14 protein-coding genes are annotated in these 16369 nt (G+C 58.7%); 8 read left to right on the top strand and 6 right to left on the bottom strand.

The features are described 5' to 3' along the window. The first annotated feature begins 74 nt into the window (after positions 1–74). Both J3U87_RS25885 and J3U87_RS25880 read left to right on the top strand, forming a co-directional pair. A complete protein-coding gene (locus tag J3U87_RS25885; RefSeq protein ID WP_237378687.1) occupies positions 75–503 on the top strand; it encodes a RidA family protein in 429 nt (142 codons plus the stop codon). Positions 504–753: 250 nt separating this feature from the next. Beyond that, positions 754–1494 (top strand): MerR family transcriptional regulator, encoded by a 741-nt coding sequence (locus J3U87_RS25880; RefSeq protein ID WP_237378686.1) that lies wholly within the window; start codon positions 754–756, stop codon positions 1492–1494. A gap of 159 nt (positions 1495–1653) precedes the next feature. On the opposite strand, the gene J3U87_RS25875 is transcribed toward J3U87_RS25880, so the two are convergent. After that, positions 1654–2436 carry an alpha/beta fold hydrolase gene (locus tag J3U87_RS25875; protein ID WP_237378685.1) on the bottom strand — a complete coding sequence of 261 codons (783 nt, stop codon included), beginning with the start codon at positions 2434–2436 and terminating at the stop codon, positions 1654–1656. A gap of 265 nt (positions 2437–2701) precedes the next feature. Here J3U87_RS25875 and J3U87_RS25870 point away from each other — a divergent pair, with 265 nt between their 5' ends. Both J3U87_RS25870 and J3U87_RS25865 read left to right on the top strand, forming a co-directional pair. Next, a complete protein-coding gene (locus J3U87_RS25870) occupies positions 2702–3514 on the top strand; it encodes an SDR family NAD(P)-dependent oxidoreductase (RefSeq protein WP_237378684.1) in 813 nt (270 codons plus the stop codon). Between the two features lie 54 nt (positions 3515–3568). Next, positions 3569–4357: a S1 family peptidase gene (locus J3U87_RS25865; RefSeq protein WP_237378683.1), complete on the top strand. Its 789-nt coding sequence runs from the start codon at positions 3569–3571 to the stop codon at positions 4355–4357. A gap of 43 nt (positions 4358–4400) precedes the next feature. Here the strand turns inward: J3U87_RS25865 and J3U87_RS25860 are convergent, their stop codons facing one another. From J3U87_RS25860 to J3U87_RS25850, 3 genes are all read right to left on the bottom strand, one after another. Further along, positions 4401–4646: an RpnC/YadD family protein gene (locus J3U87_RS25860; protein WP_237378682.1), complete on the bottom strand. Its 246-nt coding sequence runs from the start codon at positions 4644–4646 to the stop codon at positions 4401–4403. 11 nt (positions 4647–4657) lie between these two features. After that, entirely contained in the window at positions 4658–5581 is a 924-nt protein-coding gene (locus tag J3U87_RS25855; RefSeq protein WP_237378681.1) for an RpnC/YadD family protein, read from the bottom strand. Positions 5582–6235: 654 nt separating this feature from the next. Next, complete coding sequence (locus tag J3U87_RS25850; RefSeq protein WP_237378680.1) at positions 6236–6886, bottom strand: CatA-like O-acetyltransferase; 651 nt, start codon at positions 6884–6886, stop codon at positions 6236–6238. 272 nt (positions 6887–7158) lie between these two features. Between J3U87_RS25850 and J3U87_RS25845 the strand changes: the two genes are divergently transcribed. Further along, a complete protein-coding gene (locus J3U87_RS25845) occupies positions 7159–7971 on the top strand; it encodes a DUF3592 domain-containing protein (protein ID WP_237378679.1) in 813 nt (270 codons plus the stop codon). Positions 7972–7987: 16 nt separating this feature from the next. After that, positions 7988–8233 (top strand): hypothetical protein, encoded by a 246-nt coding sequence (locus J3U87_RS25840; protein ID WP_237378678.1) that lies wholly within the window; start codon positions 7988–7990, stop codon positions 8231–8233. 7 nt (positions 8234–8240) lie between these two features. On the opposite strand, the gene J3U87_RS25835 is transcribed toward J3U87_RS25840, so the two are convergent. After that, positions 8241–9206 (bottom strand): MBL fold metallo-hydrolase, encoded by a 966-nt coding sequence (locus tag J3U87_RS25835; protein ID WP_237378677.1) that lies wholly within the window; start codon positions 9204–9206, stop codon positions 8241–8243. A 64-nt stretch (positions 9207–9270) separates the two neighbouring features. Further along, positions 9271–9729 carry a DoxX family protein gene (locus J3U87_RS25830; RefSeq protein WP_237378676.1) on the bottom strand — a complete coding sequence of 153 codons (459 nt, stop codon included), beginning with the start codon at positions 9727–9729 and terminating at the stop codon, positions 9271–9273. Positions 9730–10096: 367 nt separating this feature from the next. Here J3U87_RS25830 and J3U87_RS25825 point away from each other — a divergent pair, with 367 nt between their 5' ends. Together J3U87_RS25825 and J3U87_RS25820 are read left to right on the top strand one after the other, a co-directional pair. Beyond that, a complete protein-coding gene (locus J3U87_RS25825; protein WP_237378675.1) occupies positions 10097–13045 on the top strand; it encodes a prealbumin-like fold domain-containing protein in 2949 nt (982 codons plus the stop codon). 258 nt (positions 13046–13303) lie between these two features. Beyond that, positions 13304–16360, top strand: coding sequence for a cytochrome c peroxidase (locus J3U87_RS25820; protein ID WP_237378674.1), 3057 nt, complete (start codon positions 13304–13306; stop codon positions 16358–16360). The last annotated feature ends 9 nt before the right edge of the window (positions 16361–16369 follow it).

Genomic DNA, 16369 nt, shown 5'->3' with positions numbered 1-16369 from the left:
AGGACGCGATCATCGCATTTGTTTGGGGATTGTGCTAGTTTTCAGGCAAATACACCAAACCAAGGGAGTCCGCGATGAGGTTTTTCTTCATGATGTCCGTGATTTCGATGTTTTTCATGGCCGGTTCGGTGCCATCCGTTTTCGCCGGCGAAAAGGCTGCGACCAAGTTACCGTTCAGTTCCGCTCGCAAAGCCGGTCCCACCCTTTACGTTAGCGGCCAGGTGGGGCGCGCACCGGACGGCAAGAAAATAACCGAAGACCCCGCCGCGGAAACGCGACAGGTCATGGAAAACATCGCTCGGATTCTAGAGCGACACGGTTACGGCTTCGAGCATGTCGTGAGCGCCACGGTGTACCTGCGCCGCATCGAGGACTACGCCGCCATGAACAAGGTCTACGCCACCTACTTCAAAGGCGAATTCCCGGCTCGCGCCTGTATCGGTGGCCAGGATCTGGTCGCCCCTTACAACGTGGAAATCAGTTGCATCGCCTACAAGGAATGAGACACCGACGAACTCGTCTCTGCCCCAGAAGTGTTCCGCTCCAATAGCTTGCCCTCCGCAGTCATCCTTCTCGGACCGCTGGTTTTGCGTCGTGCCGAGCCATCACGAAGACCTTGCGCGCCAGTCGATCGTTCTTCGGAAAACCAAGGGTCCACACGCCCCGAAAAAAGTCCTTGAACCTGACGCGACGTCAGGAATTAACCTCGAATGCGACGGTGAGATTCGCCGAGTTTTCGATGGAGGCCCCTGCATGCGACCTTTCCCCTGGAAAGTTGGCGACATGGCGCGCCATACCGGGCTCACGGTGCGCACTCTGCATCACTACGACCACATCGGTCTGTTGCAACCCGGTGCCAAAACCGAATCGGGTCACCGCCTGTATGGAAAGGCCGACCTGACCCGCTTGATCTGCATCAAATCGCTGAGATCGCAGGGGTTTTCGCTAGAGGAAATCCGTGAACTCCTTCTGCGACCCGAGTTTTCGGCAGCCAAGGCCATCGAACGGCACCTCGACCGTCTATCCCAGGAGATCGAGCTGAAAACCAGACTGAAACACCGGCTGGAGCGTGTAGCCAACGCCCTTCGGAGACAGGAAGAAGTTCCAGTCGACCAGCTCGTGAACACCATCGAGGTGATGACGATGTTCGAAAAGTACTACACCAAGGAGCAATTGGCGGAATTGGATCGGCGCGCCAAGAAATTGGGGCCGGAGGCCCTCGAACAGGCCCAACGAGATTGGCAGGACCTGTTCGCCTCTTTTCGAGACGAAATGGCCAAGGGCACCCCGGCCCAATCAGATCGAGTCCAAAACCTCACCCGGCGGTATCGAGAACTGATCGAGGCCTTTACGGGCGGGAACAAAGGCATCGAAGCGTCGCTCGGCCACATGTATCGGGAGAATCCCAACGTGGCGGCTCAATACGGATTCAACATGGACAGCGAGCTGATGACCTACATTTCGAAGGCGATGACGGACGAGGTGAACTCCTGATCCCAACCGGCGCCCATCCAACGAATGGACCGGCCTCATTCCACGGGATGGCTTTCGTTTGGATGGGCTTGCCCTAAGCCGAGCCGAACCCCACGACCTGCATCCGTTTGGCTCTCGGCATGGTCCTTCGGCCATGCCACTCCATGCTCTGGTCATCGATCAAGGTCTCTCAGGAGCCGGAACATGTTGCGGCTTCCGATCGCGCAACCAAGCCTCGAACAACCCGTGCCAGATCTTCCACTTGTGTCCTCCTGGGCGAGTTGTCACCTTGATATGGGGCGCCTTCGGAGCCAGAAGCTCGACGGCGGGCGCCAGGCGATCGGATTCTCCGTGGAGAATGTGGATCTCGACGCCGGTTCTCCGTGAGTCCTCGAGCAGAAAACGCCAATTGTCCAACAGCTCACGCTCCAAGCGATCACGCGGTTGAAACTCACTCAGGCCTTCCATGTGCAGGCGTTTCAAAAAGTCGCGGCGGCCGAGAAACGGAGCGAACAATACCAATTCGTCCACCCGATCGGGGAAAGCACGGGCCAAATACAGCGCCCCAAATCCACCGAAAGACACGCCGAGAAGCGTGACGGGAATGTCGGGATAGGCCTTCATGACTTCGTTTTCGATACGTTGAGGCATGGTACCGGTTTGGAAATAGCCCACATGAGAATCGAGCGCGATCAATTGCCAATCGCGAAAACCCTCGGGTTGCCGAGCCACCAAATCGAAAAAGCCGTTGCGGCGAAAGTGCGCCTCGCTGTCCTGGTACCCCGGTAACATCAACATCAACCGTCGTGGCGCCTGGCTGGGCGGTTCGGGCCAATGGTCGCTCGGGATCGGGGTCTCGATCGAGCGCTTCGCACAGCCGGCAATCAACAAAGCGAGCGTCACGACGAGAATCATGCCGCGCCGACGCACCCTATCGCTGGGAGACACAGGGGGACTTCGCAAACCAATGCTCCGGTGTTCGATATGGACTGGAATCAACGAAAGTCTACCATCGGGAACCGACAATCCCCTAGCAGTTGGAGTCACGCGGGCTTCGACGGCACCTGGAGGGCCGGATTCGAGGGTGTCGGGTCTCGGTATCGCCCCACCCGAGCGGATGAGCTATACTGGACGCATCAGCCTCAACCACACGTCTTTGCCGAAAGTTCCGATCGAAAGGAACAGGATGTCGGTATGCCTTTGGCAATGATGTTTCAGGAGCACCTCATTGAAAAATATATCGGGTTGGAATGCCGTGGTGACGGGTGCCTCTTCCGGGATCGGCAAAGCGATCGCCGAAGCATTGGCAAAAGCCGGTTGCCAGGTAGCCTTGATCGCACGACCCAGTGAGCGGCTGGAAGACGCCGCGGAATCCATTCGCCAATCCGGTGGCACGGCGCAGGCGTTCGGATGCGATTTGGGCGATACGGACCAACTTCTGGCCACGCTGCCGAACATCGAAGCCTCTCTCGGGCCCATCGACATTCTGGTCAACAACGTGGGCTCGGGAACGTTCAAACCGATGCATCACATGTCGGCCGAAGAGGCGACCGCGCCCGTCCAGCTTCCGTTCAAAGCGGCGATCGCTGCCTGCCAGGCCCTTGCGCCCAAGATGCGGGCGCGTAAGCGAGGCCATATCGTCAACCTCACCAGCCCGGCCGGCTACTTTCCGCTCCCCTACATGGTCCCCTACACTGCCGCTCGTTACGCCATGGTCGGCATGTCTCTGGCGCTTTACGAAGAACTGGTTCGCGAAGGTGTCGGCGTGTCCTTGATTTGTCCCGCACAGGTCAACACCGGCTATTTCGAGCGAGAGGATGCGGATCTCGATTGGTACCCCAAAATATCGAAGATGTTTCCCGTACTCGAACCCCAGGATGTCGCGGACAAGGTGATTCTGGCCATCCGCAAAAACAAGCGGGAAATGATTTTCCCCTTCGTACTCTGGGCATTCATTCGAGGCTTTCAGAAGGCGCCAGGGCTTTCCCTCGCCGTGTTGAAAGCGCTGGGACTTTGGTACCCCAGCAAAAGGCTCTCTTAATTCGTCGCCCGTCCCCCGTAGTTCCCAAGACAGGTTTCGTTTGGTGGGTTTTCGATGAACAACAAGAACATGTTTTTGTGGTTTACTTTTAGCTGTTTGGGCCTGCTCGTCCTGCTGGCATTCGGCAGTTGGCTGGCCGTCATGATGTTCTACTCGACCCACGACGAGGTCCTGGCCAAGGTGTCCCATGAAAAAACACCGGATGTTGGGGCCTATCCGGTCTACGCACCCACCTTCGACACCCAGCTCGGGGAGGTCCGGGCCGGCAAAGCCTTTCTGGGCAAGGAACCCCGGACGAACACGGTCTACCTGCTGAGTGCACACCACCTTCTCGGTGAAGCCGGCGGTTTGCCGCGCGAGCTGGCCTGGCACGAAGTGCCGGAACAAGTCCGCAGCGTCAGGTGCGCGTCCGACGACCCAACCTTCGAACCCTTGACGTTTCACGAGGTCATCCCCATCGAGGGCGCCAGGAAAATGGACATGAACTCATGCACCCAGGATCTGTTGGTGTTTCGCGCCTCCGAGGACCTGGCTCCCCAGGCGCTACCCTTTCGCACGGAACCTATCGGCGTGGACGAACCGGTATGGCTTTATTCATCCGTGAGCAACGATGAAAAGACCCTACACCTGGCGGTGGTCACCGATGTCACCGAAGATTGGCTCGAATATGTGTATTTGGAGGATTTGGACCTGACCGCGACCAGCGGGGCACCCGTCGTCGACAAAGAAGGTCGCCTGGTCGCCATCAACCTGGGAGGCTATGCTCTCGGCGGGCTGAGAGGCCTGGGCAATCCGGTGTCGGCGGTACGGAACAACCTGGCGCGCGCGACACAGGGGAAATGAATCGAGAGAGCCCGAGAGAGCGCAGTGGAGATTTGTCGCTCCGTTACATTTCGGAGGCGATTTCCATAACTTCGGAGACGCTCATTTCCGCGATTTCCGCGACTTGGGCTTTATCCAACCCCGCACGCAGCATGCTTTTCACCATTTCGCACTTTCGATAAAGGTCACCTCGTTCGTAACCCAGTTGCTTGCCTTGTTCCAGGCCTATCTCGATGCCCCGTTGCTCCCCTATCTCGATGCCCCGTTGCTCGCCTTTTTCCATCAGTATCTCGCGTACCGTCATGCTCATCCGATTCTCCGCTACATCTCGGAGGCGATTTCCATAACTTCGGAGACGCTCATTTCCGCGATTTCCGCGACTTGGACTTTTTCCAACCCCGCACGCAGCATGCTTTTCACCATTTCGCACTTTCGATAAAGGTCACCTCGTTCGTAACCCAGTTGCTCACCTATCTCGATGCCCCGTTGCTCCCCTATCTCGATACCCCGTTGCTCCCCTTTTTCCATCAGTATCTCGCGTACCGTCATGCTCATCCGATCCTCCGTTTCCTCGAACAGCCTCGCCAAACTCCGCTTTTCTTCACCGCTCAATCGAGCGTTGACGTCAATGAAATCCATGAAACGAATGAAGGTCCCGTGATCTGTCACCCTATATAAATGGGTATAGGCCAGGGCCGCCACGTGCAAGCGCTCCTCTTCCGGATAGTCCAGCAGCGGCGCCAGGACGTACCATACTGGATTATCGCTACGCCAGATGTCGTCTACGTTTTGTTCGCGCAACTTCACCCGCAGGAACGAAAAGTCCAACCAGGTCTCTTCGACCGCCTCGTGACGAATCCGGCGTGCCACATCGCGCCGCCACCGAGGGCGATCGGTGAACACCACCACGGGCAAAACCGGTAACCCACCCACCATCCGATCCAGGTCGAGCACGTAGTGACACAGCCGATGAATCGAAAACGACGACTTCTTGCTCTGGTGCTCCATCAAACAAATCAGCCCGCCACCGCCGCGAAATTTGAGGTGCATGGCCAGGTCCACGATGCGGCCGGGATCATACAGTCTGTGGCGGGGCATCTCCTGGCGAAGCTGAACCACCTCCTCCAAGCATCCATATTCCGTTTCGAGCCTGGGCACCAAGGCACGAACCGACTGCTTGGGAAACGCAAGAACGAGATCCTTGAACGCCTTGTCATGGGAAAATTCAACTTGGTCCTCCGGCATGACGCCTCCGTTCCCTCTTCCGACAAGAGAATCGATCCAGAGTCGAAAGAAAAATCTTTGCGATGGATACTGCCTGGTGCTGCTTCATTCTCCCCTGGCTCGCCTGACCCTGGCAAGCTTTTTCCTTACCAAAAAACACACCTCTCAACATCCATATTTTTAATCACGAAATTTTCTCAACCCAACCGCACACAGCTTTCACCAGCGGTATATCTCGAAGTTATTTTATTGATTATCGAAAAATATCCCACCACTCTCCTTGCGGCGCTACACTCAACTAATTTGGATACTATCAAAGCTCTTCGAGGTCTGATCCTTTTGGCTCGAAATTCACATGATACAATTTGATCTGCTTTTGCCCGGCGGCTTATCATGCACATCCCTAGCCGCCAAGGCGGCTAGTTCGAAAGCCAATGAATTGCTTACGTTACCAATCCGTTGGGATCTGCATACCCGTCCCCTGGATTTGGTCCAGGCAGGATACGCCTTCATTTTCCCCGGATGCCACGCCATGAAAGAGGGGTGAGACTCCTGATCGAACAGTCACCCCTTCCCTTCTCCACTTAAACATCTCCCCATGGTCCCGAATTCTGGGTTCTCGGCGCAACAGGCTCCGGGAACCTTTCTCGTTGGCGGCTCGATCGCTTCGATGCATCATTTGGGCACGTCTTCATCCAGCAATTCAGGGCGATCAAGAATCGATTGAAACGCCTCGATGAAACGACCCACATGGACCCCATCCATCAGCGCGTGATGGGCCGACACGTGCACCGGCATTTCCTCTTCGCCTTCCGCTCCCTCGATTTTGCCGAACATGATCTTGGGTACCGAATCACCTAAATCACCCGGTCGCGCGTGACTGAACCCCGTGAACGCCAACCACGGCAACACCGAGTAGTGAATCACGTCATCGGTGGTGGAGGGCGTCAGCGGCGGGGGATTTTTGCGAAAGGCCTCGATGCGTTGGCGGCAATCCCGATAGAAGCCGGTGAATGTCGCATGGTAGGGAACATGGCAAAAGCCAAAGGACTCCGGCGAATCGGGTACGGTGAAACCCGCCTCGATTCGGTCATGCACCCAAACGCGTTCGCCGCGTAGCCGATAACGAAACGAGGGCTCGCCGTTCGCGGCCGATTGAGAACCATACAGCAGACATGGAAAGGATTTGAGCTGTCGCGCCCGGGCCCAGGCCAGTAATCGGCCTACGCGCACGCGCACGCACACACCGAAAAAAGGATACTCGAAGGTTCTGAAGAAATGAAACAGATCGCGGCGCGGCCATTGTTCGAGATCGAGGAACGGCATGTTTTCCCTCCTCAGGCATGGAGCGGGAGCCGAACACGCCCGGCTTTCACCGGGAAGTCACGGCCCGCCGAATCACGAGCCACGAGAACCGGGCGTCTCCTCGCTTCATCCTACACCGGGGGGCCTGCTTTTCCACCAAATCGGCCTGATTGTTTTGGCATTACGCCCGATAGAGTAGGTACCGAAAAATACGCCCTTACAATTCCGGAACCATCGCGCGCACCGCGAGATTCGGTTCCGCTCGACGCGATCGTCTCGATGGGAGGTTGACGTTGGATAGACCCATAGTCAATGTACAGGACGTGCCCAGAGCACCGCGCTCCGTGTTTCGACGCAACCTCTGGCACCAAGCTCCGGGCATGTGGATTTGCGGTTTGGTGTTCACGATTCTCGCCGTGGTATCCGGACTGACCCTCCTGATCATTCAGTGGATCGCCAGGCCGGGCTTCTTTTTGGCGGATATCCAGTTGGACCGAGCATCCATCATCGCCGAAGGCCGTGTGACAGGTTTGAAGCTCAGCAGTACCGGGCGCAGCCGCTCGGGAGACACCTATCGGGTCGATTTCACGTTTCCCCTGCCGGACGGTTCCACCACGCAGGGGTATTCCTTCCTCAAACGACCGGACCTTCAAGCGGGTGACCCGGTGACGATCGAGTACTTGCCCGACAACCCGACCTTGGCACGGATTGCGGGAACCTACGCGGCCGCGGTACCGACCCCGCTGCTGTGGTTGCCGGTCTCGATGGGATCGGTGGGACTCTTCTTTCTGATTCTCATCCGGTTTCGGGTCCAGGCCCTCAGAAGGCTGCTGAGCGAAGGCGACACTCGCCTGGCGAAGGTCACGGATATCAGCCTGAACCGCCGCCTACGAGTCAACGGAATCCACCCATGGCGGTTCACCTATCGCTTTCAGGCAGGCCCTTCCGGAGCGTCCGAGGGCCAGACGCAGTGGTTCCCGACAGACAGAAAAATGACCCAACCACCGATCTCCGTCGGCGATCAGGTGGTGATCCTCTTTCTGCGCAACCACCCCGATCACAACACGATCGCCTGGGCCTCCGATTTCGATGCCACCCACGAATGAAGGAATCTCGCCAAGGGTGATGAAACGTTTTTCGGGAGCCGAGTTCATCAAGGTACCGGATCGAGCAGGTCTTCCAGGAGAAACGCCGAGAGTTCCGCACGCCCCGAAAAATTTCACCTTGGCGGCGGGCCACAGTGGCGGCGAACCGGTCTATCGCCACGGAGCCGCGAGCGCCTATCCCCAAGCGGGCCGGCTCGAAGGCGCGGTGGAGCCCTGGCACATCGAAACGGGTGATCGTGAGAAGAAAGAAGACGCCGATTGAGCCGAGCTCAAAGGGACCTTCGCTCTCGTTCTTCGGCCACCGCGAACCCGCGCCGCTCGATTTGCCTGCGCGCATCGCCGTCGGGCCTGATGGCGGGATTGGTGTGGTTGAGATGAATGAATCGCACCTTCCCGCGTTGCTCCGGGCTCAGCTTCGCGAAGCGATCCATGCTCTCCACGATGAACGGATGGGGAATCTCGTTCATATTGCGGCCCGGAATCTCACCCTCGGCAAAAAAGGTGGCGTCCAGATAGGCGACGTCCACCTTCGCCAACCATCGCTCGATGGGGGTTTCCCACTTCTCCCATTTGTCGATATCGGGGATGAACAGTGCGGCCCGGTTGGGTCCTTCGATGAAGTATCCGACCGTTTCAGTGTACTCGTCGCGATGGGGCACCATAAACGGCGTGACCGAAAGGTTCTCGGTCAGCTCGACCTTTTGCCCGTCGGCCAGCGGTTGCAGGACGATGTCCTTCAGGCGGACCAATTGATCCCAAGGTCCGTTCCCGCTGAGGAACCGGACCATGCGTGGCATGGCGAAAACGGGAACCTTGCGTCCACCCATCACTTCTCGGCCCAGATGCAACAACCCGCTATAGTGGCCGATGTGGCCGTGGGTCAGGAAGATCCCCGCGAGGTCCGGCGCAGATTTGGGAGGCGCCACCCGGTCCAGCGTGCGAAGCTGCATCTTGAAATCTGGTGTGGCGTCGAACAACCACCGCCGTCCACTCTGTGGATCCACCAGTGCCAGACTAGCTGCATGGCGCCGGCGATTGGGATCGGCCCAGGCATCGGCACAGCAGGCTTTCGCGCACGCGGCTTGCGGATATCCGGCATCCTGTGCAATGCCCAGCACCACGATGAAGGGAACATCGGATTCGGGTCCCGCCCCGTGAACGGCGCCCAGACAGAGCAGCCACGCCAACAGGCAACGGGGTCGAAGAGCTTTCGCAACCACGGACAGGGCAACCATCGCTACCTCCACCGGATGAATGGTATCCATTGGGGTTTCATCATACACAAGGTCACATCTGGCTTCAATTCAGGGGTTTGGATGACACTATCGCCATTTTCCTGAGCTCCATCGCACGATCGAGGGAACAGTTCCCCGCGCCACTGAGGGTGAAGAAAACGGCGGAGAAAAGCATCATCAAGGCGGGGAACACGGCTGGGTAGGCGTCGCCGATGTGAACCATGGCGATCGCGACGAGGAAATTGACGATCATGATCGATCCCGCGAGCCGCACACACAGCCCCAACAGGAAACAGATCCCGGCCAGAAACTGGGCATAGACCGAGAGAAAGGCACTGAACAAAGGAAACGGGAAGCCGTGATGCACCAGGAACTCGCGAAACTCGAGCATGCGGGCGTAGCTGAACACGTTGTCCTGCGTGCCGTAGATCAGGTGGAACCCCACGATCAAGCGCAGGAATAGAGGACCGTATCCCTCATAGGCTCTCAGCTTTTCAAATGGTTTGGTCAAAAGGTCGTACATGGGTTCCCTCGATTCGAGATCGACGCTCCGCTCGAACGGTCACGTTCCCGCCCATGTCCCGGCACCCTCGATCCGTTTTAGATGTTCGGTGAATATCTCTGGCGCAAATTGTAGCACCGAAGCGTTATCGCACTCGAGGTCGCCCTGGGCCAGGCGCCCATCAGCCTTCGTAGGCACGGAACAACCCCCTTGAACACAACGATTACCATTATCATTCTCATCTTTCGAACAACAGGAAAGAGGCGACTTATCCGTTAGGTTTTAAGTTAGAATAACGGTATCGGTTGCTGAATCAACATTCCCCATACTCGACGCTCCTTGCGATCGACCTTTTTCGTCTTACCGTGCCTGTAATAGGAGGTACAACATGGGCCGAACCAAGCACTTATTTCCCGAAGGTCGTCCCGTTACGAGATGGCTGCTCACGGGGCTTCTGGCGATGGTCACTTGGAGTGCGGCCCTGGCCCAGCTCGGTGACCCCTGTATCGTCGCCGACAACGGTACCGGCACGGTCGATCTACCTCCCAAGGGCTGCATTTTCCGAACACCCCAAGAGGTGTTCAAAATCATCGATGGGCTGCCGCCGGGCACCACCATCGAAATGACACCACACCTCGGCGGCTTCTTTTGCAGGAATCCGCTGACCAATACGGCCTGCTTGGTCGAGGATGGCGGCCTCCTAGGCGGTCAGCGCGAGGTTTTCAATGCGGTCATGGTTTGGGAATTACGGGGAACGGGAGAGCTTTCAGGGTATCGCCGCATCATTTCCCTGGAATTCGACATGGAGACACAGAGCGCACCGCGTGCACCGGGTGAGGCCCTCCAGGGTTTCGATAGGGAGATCACCAACCTCCAAGGATCCCTGCCACCGGATCCCGATTTCTCCTCGCTGACCATTATCTCGGGTAGGGACAACGGCCTCACCAGTTTCGGACACACCTTCCTCCACGATCTAGGCGACGGAACCTTTTTGGTCGATTCCTTCTACGATGTCCCTTACCAGATCGATTTCGTGGGTGCGCCAGGTGGGGTCCTCGAAGGATTGGCAGGGTCGACACAGGGCACGACACGCTTGGAGGCCCGCGGGAACTTGCCCGATCGCCGTTGTGAAACCGAGGACAATGGTACCGGCACGGCCACCCTACCCCCCGAAGACTGCAGTTATCTCAGTCCCCAACAGAAACTCTTTATTATCAATGGCACACCACCGGGCTCCATCATCGAGATGAAGCCGACACTCTATCAATTCGATTGCCCCCAGCCTTGCGGCCAACCCGGTGGAATCCTGGGTGGCGAAGTAGAAGTGTTCAACGCAATGCTTCGTCTCAACCTCGAGGGCACGGGCGAACTTTCGGACTTTCGCCGCACTCTCAGGGTTCCAGTTTCCGTCGAAACCCATTCCGCGCCGCGCGTACCCGGTCAACCAGTTCAGTATCTGACAGCCGAGCTCGTCAGTCTTCAAGGCAGTATCGCCGGTGATCCGGATTTCGCCTCGTTGTCCATCACCGCCGGCAGCAATTTTGGACTGCCAAGCCCCGGGCACACGACCCTTCAGGAGGTCGATGGCGGCAAATTCCAGGTGGATAGCTTCTTCGATATCACCTACCAGATCGAATTCACCGGAGCCGCGGGCGGCGCCTTGGCAGGTCGGCAGGGAACGACCCAAGGCACGATCAACATCGAATCCCGTCGCTCGAAAACCGATGTGACCGGCCAAGACAACGGGACCGGTACGGTTACTTTACCGCCGGAAAAGGGCCAGTACGTCAATCCCATCAATGAGATGGTGATTCAAGATGGACTGCCTCCGGGATCGGTTTTGGAATTGATGTTCAGTCTCGAATCCTTTTTCTGCCAGGTCGTCGGTTGCGGGCAGACAGGCGGCGATCTCGGTGGCGAACGAGAGGTTTTCGAGGCCAGTCTCGGTTTGGAGATAAGGGGCACCGGAAATCTCGCCGGCTTCCTGCGAAACCTGAGCATGCCGGTCACCCTCGAAACCCATTCCGCCATGCGGGCACCGGGTGATGCGGTTCAGCGTTTCGACACCCAAATCTTCAGCATGGATGGCGCCATCACCGGCGATCCGGACTTCGCCAATCTCACCATCACGGCAGGCAGCGATCACGATTTGCCGACTCCTGGCCATACCACCTTGACCGACTTGGGTGACGGCAACTTTTTGGTGGACAGTTTCTTCGACATCACCTACCGAATCGAATTCACGGGTGCCCCAGGTGGTGCGCTGGACGGCATGTCGAGCACCGACGAACGAAGCGTTCGCGCCGAAGTCTGCGAACGCTCGGGTGCCTTGGCGCACAACATAACCATCGTCAAGAGTACCAACGTCCCCGATCCCACGGATTTCGACTTCACCGGCAGTCTGGGCAATTTTTCTCTGGACGACGACTCGAATGTCACGTTGAGCGATCGACGCATTTTCAACAACCTGGAGCCGGGAACCTACGAGGTTTCGGAGTTGATCGAGCCAGGTTGGCTGTTGACCGACATCGTCTGCACCGATTTGGACAACGGGACCGTCGTGGACGTGGGCGCCGGCCTGGCCACCATCGACCTGGACCTGGGCGAGGCGGTCGTTTGCGAATTCATCGCCACCCGGTGCGCCGCCTCACCAACCGCCACCGTCACGGGAAATGCGATCATCTGTTCTGGTGAGAGCGCCCAGATCGAGGCCGCACTCACGGGCACAGGGCCGTGGGACCTCACCTGGTCCGACGGCGTCATGCAGCAGGGTGTCACGGTCAGTCCCGCCACCCGCACCGTTTCCCCTACCGCCACCACGACCTATTCGATCGTGACGCTAAGTGATTCGGTCTGCGGCGGACTCGGTTCGGGCAGTGCCACCATCACCACGTTTACCAATCCAACGGCGAGGTTCACCATGCCTTCGAAAGGTATGGGGCTCGATCCGGTGTCGTTCTCGGTTGATGCGATATGTGTGACGCCACCGATCCAATATGACTTCAGCACCGATCCCCCCACCCCCTTCACCGAGGACAACGAGACCATCACGATCGGCAACAGCCCACCTCCATCGCAAACCACCCTCATCGAGGTGACGGTCTCCGGCGGAACGCCCAGAGGTGGCGCCACCACCTCGGCACTCCTTCTGGTGGCGGCCAATGATCTCTTCTTCGACTTCAACGGCGACGGCTGCAACAACCTGAAGGATCTGTGGCGCCTGGCTCAGGACTGGCTGACCCCCTTTGCACAGGACGCAGATGGGAATGCAACCATCGACGTACGCGACTTCCTGTACCTCAATCTGGATGATCCCATCGATTGCACCAAAGATTGATGGTGAACGACACAAACCCGACCGTCCATCGAAAACCGACCATCTGTACCGGACGGGTGGCGAGGTGCCGGCGTCAGGCAGGTCAGCGTACGAGGCGCGAACTGCACTTTCCTGAATCCATTTTCATCGCGAAGACAGTTTACAAAATCAAAAACTAATCACTCAAAAACATTAATCCATGTCAGGGACATTGATTTGACTTCCGTCTTTCCTTTGGGAAGCCGCTCGGGTTCGCCAGGCAAACGAACGGAGGTCGACATGAGCCTTTTTTCCCGTATCGCCACCACCATCCTCACCATCCCCACCTCTATCTCCTTCGTTACCTGCATTTCCACACCATCAAACCAAGTGTTCGCCCAAGAACCCGAGATTCGGTCCATTCGCAACACGGCCGTGGCCACGCCATTTCGCGGTGATGGCCACGCGTCCACCTGGGATGGCCGCCTGATTGTCGTTTCGGCTCCTGGCCTGTACGCGGGAGAGCCGTACCTGGGTTGGGTCACCGCCGCGTTGCGGCCCGAGGCTCTGGTACGAGACGAGGACGGGCTGCCCGATTTCACGGCCCCGGATGCGGTTTCGGAGCCCACCTTTCTCCACCGGGTCCCGATTCCGGCCGGTGATGACGGCGTCTTTTCGGACGAAGAGCTGCGACAGATCCACCAGCATCCGGACGCCCAGGCTGTGGGTATGGCGGTAGTGAACATGATCGCGCTGGTGCCCCACCCCGACCGGGCGGAGAACCCGTATCCCGTCGACGAGCATGGCAACCCCGATCCAGGTGGGACCTTTGCCTGTTACGACATGCTGGTCTTCGCCACACTGCACGGTTTCGATCCCTTCAACCCGGAGGGAAAGGACGTCTTGGGACGGCTCTCCGCCAAGATCGTAGTCGGGGAGCCCAAAACGGTCCGGACCTTCATTCAAAAGGCCGAGATTACCGCACCATTCGCCGCGTTGAAGACCTTGGACGATCAGTCCATTCGCGGGATCGAGCCCACCATCACCAACGACGGCCGCTTGCTCGTGTTCCAGGGCGATCCCGGCAACACCGGCGAAATCGACGTGATCGTCTATTGCTGGAACGAAACGCCAGGCGCGTTGACGGGCTGGTCCCGGCCCCAGAGCCTGAACCGCATGTACGAGCTGGATCGCGACCGCATGGTCGGCGGCATTGCGTTCCACGAGCGATTTCCAATCGCGAAGCAACCCCTGATCGGTGCCGACGGGCGACCCTTTGCGGACGAACAGCTCTACCTCGGCGCCTATCCTTGGATCAGTCGCGACGGCAGCGAATTGTTCCACACCACCCTGCGTACCGGCCGCGGCGAACAGGCCAGGCGCGCCGGTCTCGCCGTGATTGGACGTTTGACCGATTTCCGGCTACGTCCGATCGATGGCCCGCTCAATCCCAATCGCGGCACCTTGCTTCCCGATCAAGAGAGCGAGGGCCGCCTGTTCTTCTCCTCGCCGGGCCTCAGCCCCGGCATGTGGAAACCTTTCCCCGAAGCGCGCGACAATCCGGTCGGCAACACAGACTGGGGTCCGGTTTACCCACTGTTCAGCAGCAACAACGCCAACTACAGCGAAGTTTCCTTTTACGATCCAGACTACGTGGCGGTGGTTCCGATGAACGAGGTCGTGGCCCAATACGGAGAGGTGGATCCGCTGTTCGCCAACAATTTGGCGCGGACCGGCGAGCCTGGCCGCTTGGATTCGGCATGGTTCCCCCAGGAGTACGGATTCGACGGAGAGGACATCAACCGCGGCATGGTTGGTCAGGCCCTATATCTCGGCGATCGCGGTAGCGTCACGGTCAGCGCAAACGAGCTGGTGAACGACATCCAATCGGTCACGGTACAGGCCTTCGTCCGCAGGCTGGTGGACATGAACCAAAGTGCCGACAATCACGATCGGCACCTGGTGACGATCGAAGGCGCCCTGGAACTGGTGCTGCTCGAGGATGGACGACTCCAGGCATGGATCCACCGCAACGGCAGTCGGTACGGGGTTGGTCCCGCCGGGACGCCCCTCCCTCCGGGAACCTGGTTCCACGGGGCCTTCACCTACGACCATCGCTCGGGCACGCTGCTGCTCTACCAAGATGGGATCCTGATCACCGAAGCCGTCATTCCCGATCCCGGTCCGGTGGTGGTCGCCGGCGGCGATCTGGTCCTGGGCCCCGGATCGTACGGGCAACCGGCCGATTTTGTCGCGGGCAACGAGGCCATCCTGATGATGGACGAAGTGATGGTTTCCCGGGTGGTTCGTTCGCACCGAGAGCTGGCCCGCGATGCGTTGCGCCCCCTTCCCAAATCCCAGTACCAAACGACCGAGCAGGCGTTGCCGCTGGGTTTGGAGCGGGCCGATGCCAAAATCCCCATGGACAACGCTTGGACCGCCGAAGCGGCAGCGCTTGGGGAACGTCTGTTCTTCGAGACCGGACTCTCCAGCAACGGGATGTCCTGCGCGACCTGCCACGAATCGGACCTAGCCTTCACCGACGGACTTCCCCTCGCAGTGGGCAACGCGAACACCACACTGAAACGCAACACCCCAACCATTCTGAATCGTTTGTTCTCCGCCGCCCAGTTCTGGGACGGCCGAGCCGCCTCGTTGGAAGAACAGGCGCTGCTGCCGATCACCAACCCGGACGAGATGGCCTCCTCCGTGGCGGAAGCGGTGGCGTTCCTCAGCGGTGATCCTTCCTATGTGGCCGATTTCCAGGCGGCATTCGGTGAAACGCCCTCGGCATCCACGATCGGCAAGGCGATCGCCAGCTTCGAGCGAACCGTCCTCGGCGGCAACAGCCGAATCGATCGATACGAAGCGGGGTTGGAAGGCCTGACCGAAGGCGAGTTGAACGGGCGACGCCTCTTTTTCGGCAAGGCGCGTTGCGTCGCCTGTCATACGGGCTCCAATTTCACCGACGAACGTTTCCACAACACGGCCTCGGCAGCCGATGTGGGCGACGTCGATGCCGCGTCCCAGGGGCGCGGCGCCGTCACCGGCCGAAGCCAGGACATGGGTGCCTTCAAAACGCCCACGTTGCGCGACCTCGATCTAACGGCGCCCTACCTGCATGACGGCTCGGCCGAGCGTCTGGTCGACGTAGTTCGGCTCTACAATCGAGGTGGCCGAACCGAACGGGGCCGAGACTTCGAGATGCGGCCGTTGGGCCTCCGCGAAACCGAAATCGACGACCTCGTCGCCTTTTTGTTGGCCTTGCGTTCGGACGCAACGACGGTGGACATGGGCCATTGGTGGCCCCGTTGGCCGGAACGCTCGGTCCTCGACCTTCTCCGCCAGCTTCCCTGACATTCAGGA

This window comes from Sulfidibacter corallicola, from assembly GCF_017498545.1.
In the GTDB taxonomy this organism is placed as follows: domain Bacteria; phylum Acidobacteriota; class Holophagae; order Acanthopleuribacterales; family Acanthopleuribacteraceae; genus Sulfidibacter; species Sulfidibacter corallicola.
The sequence above is the reverse complement of the archived record's forward strand: the minus strand, read 5'-3'. Positions and strand labels throughout refer to the sequence as shown.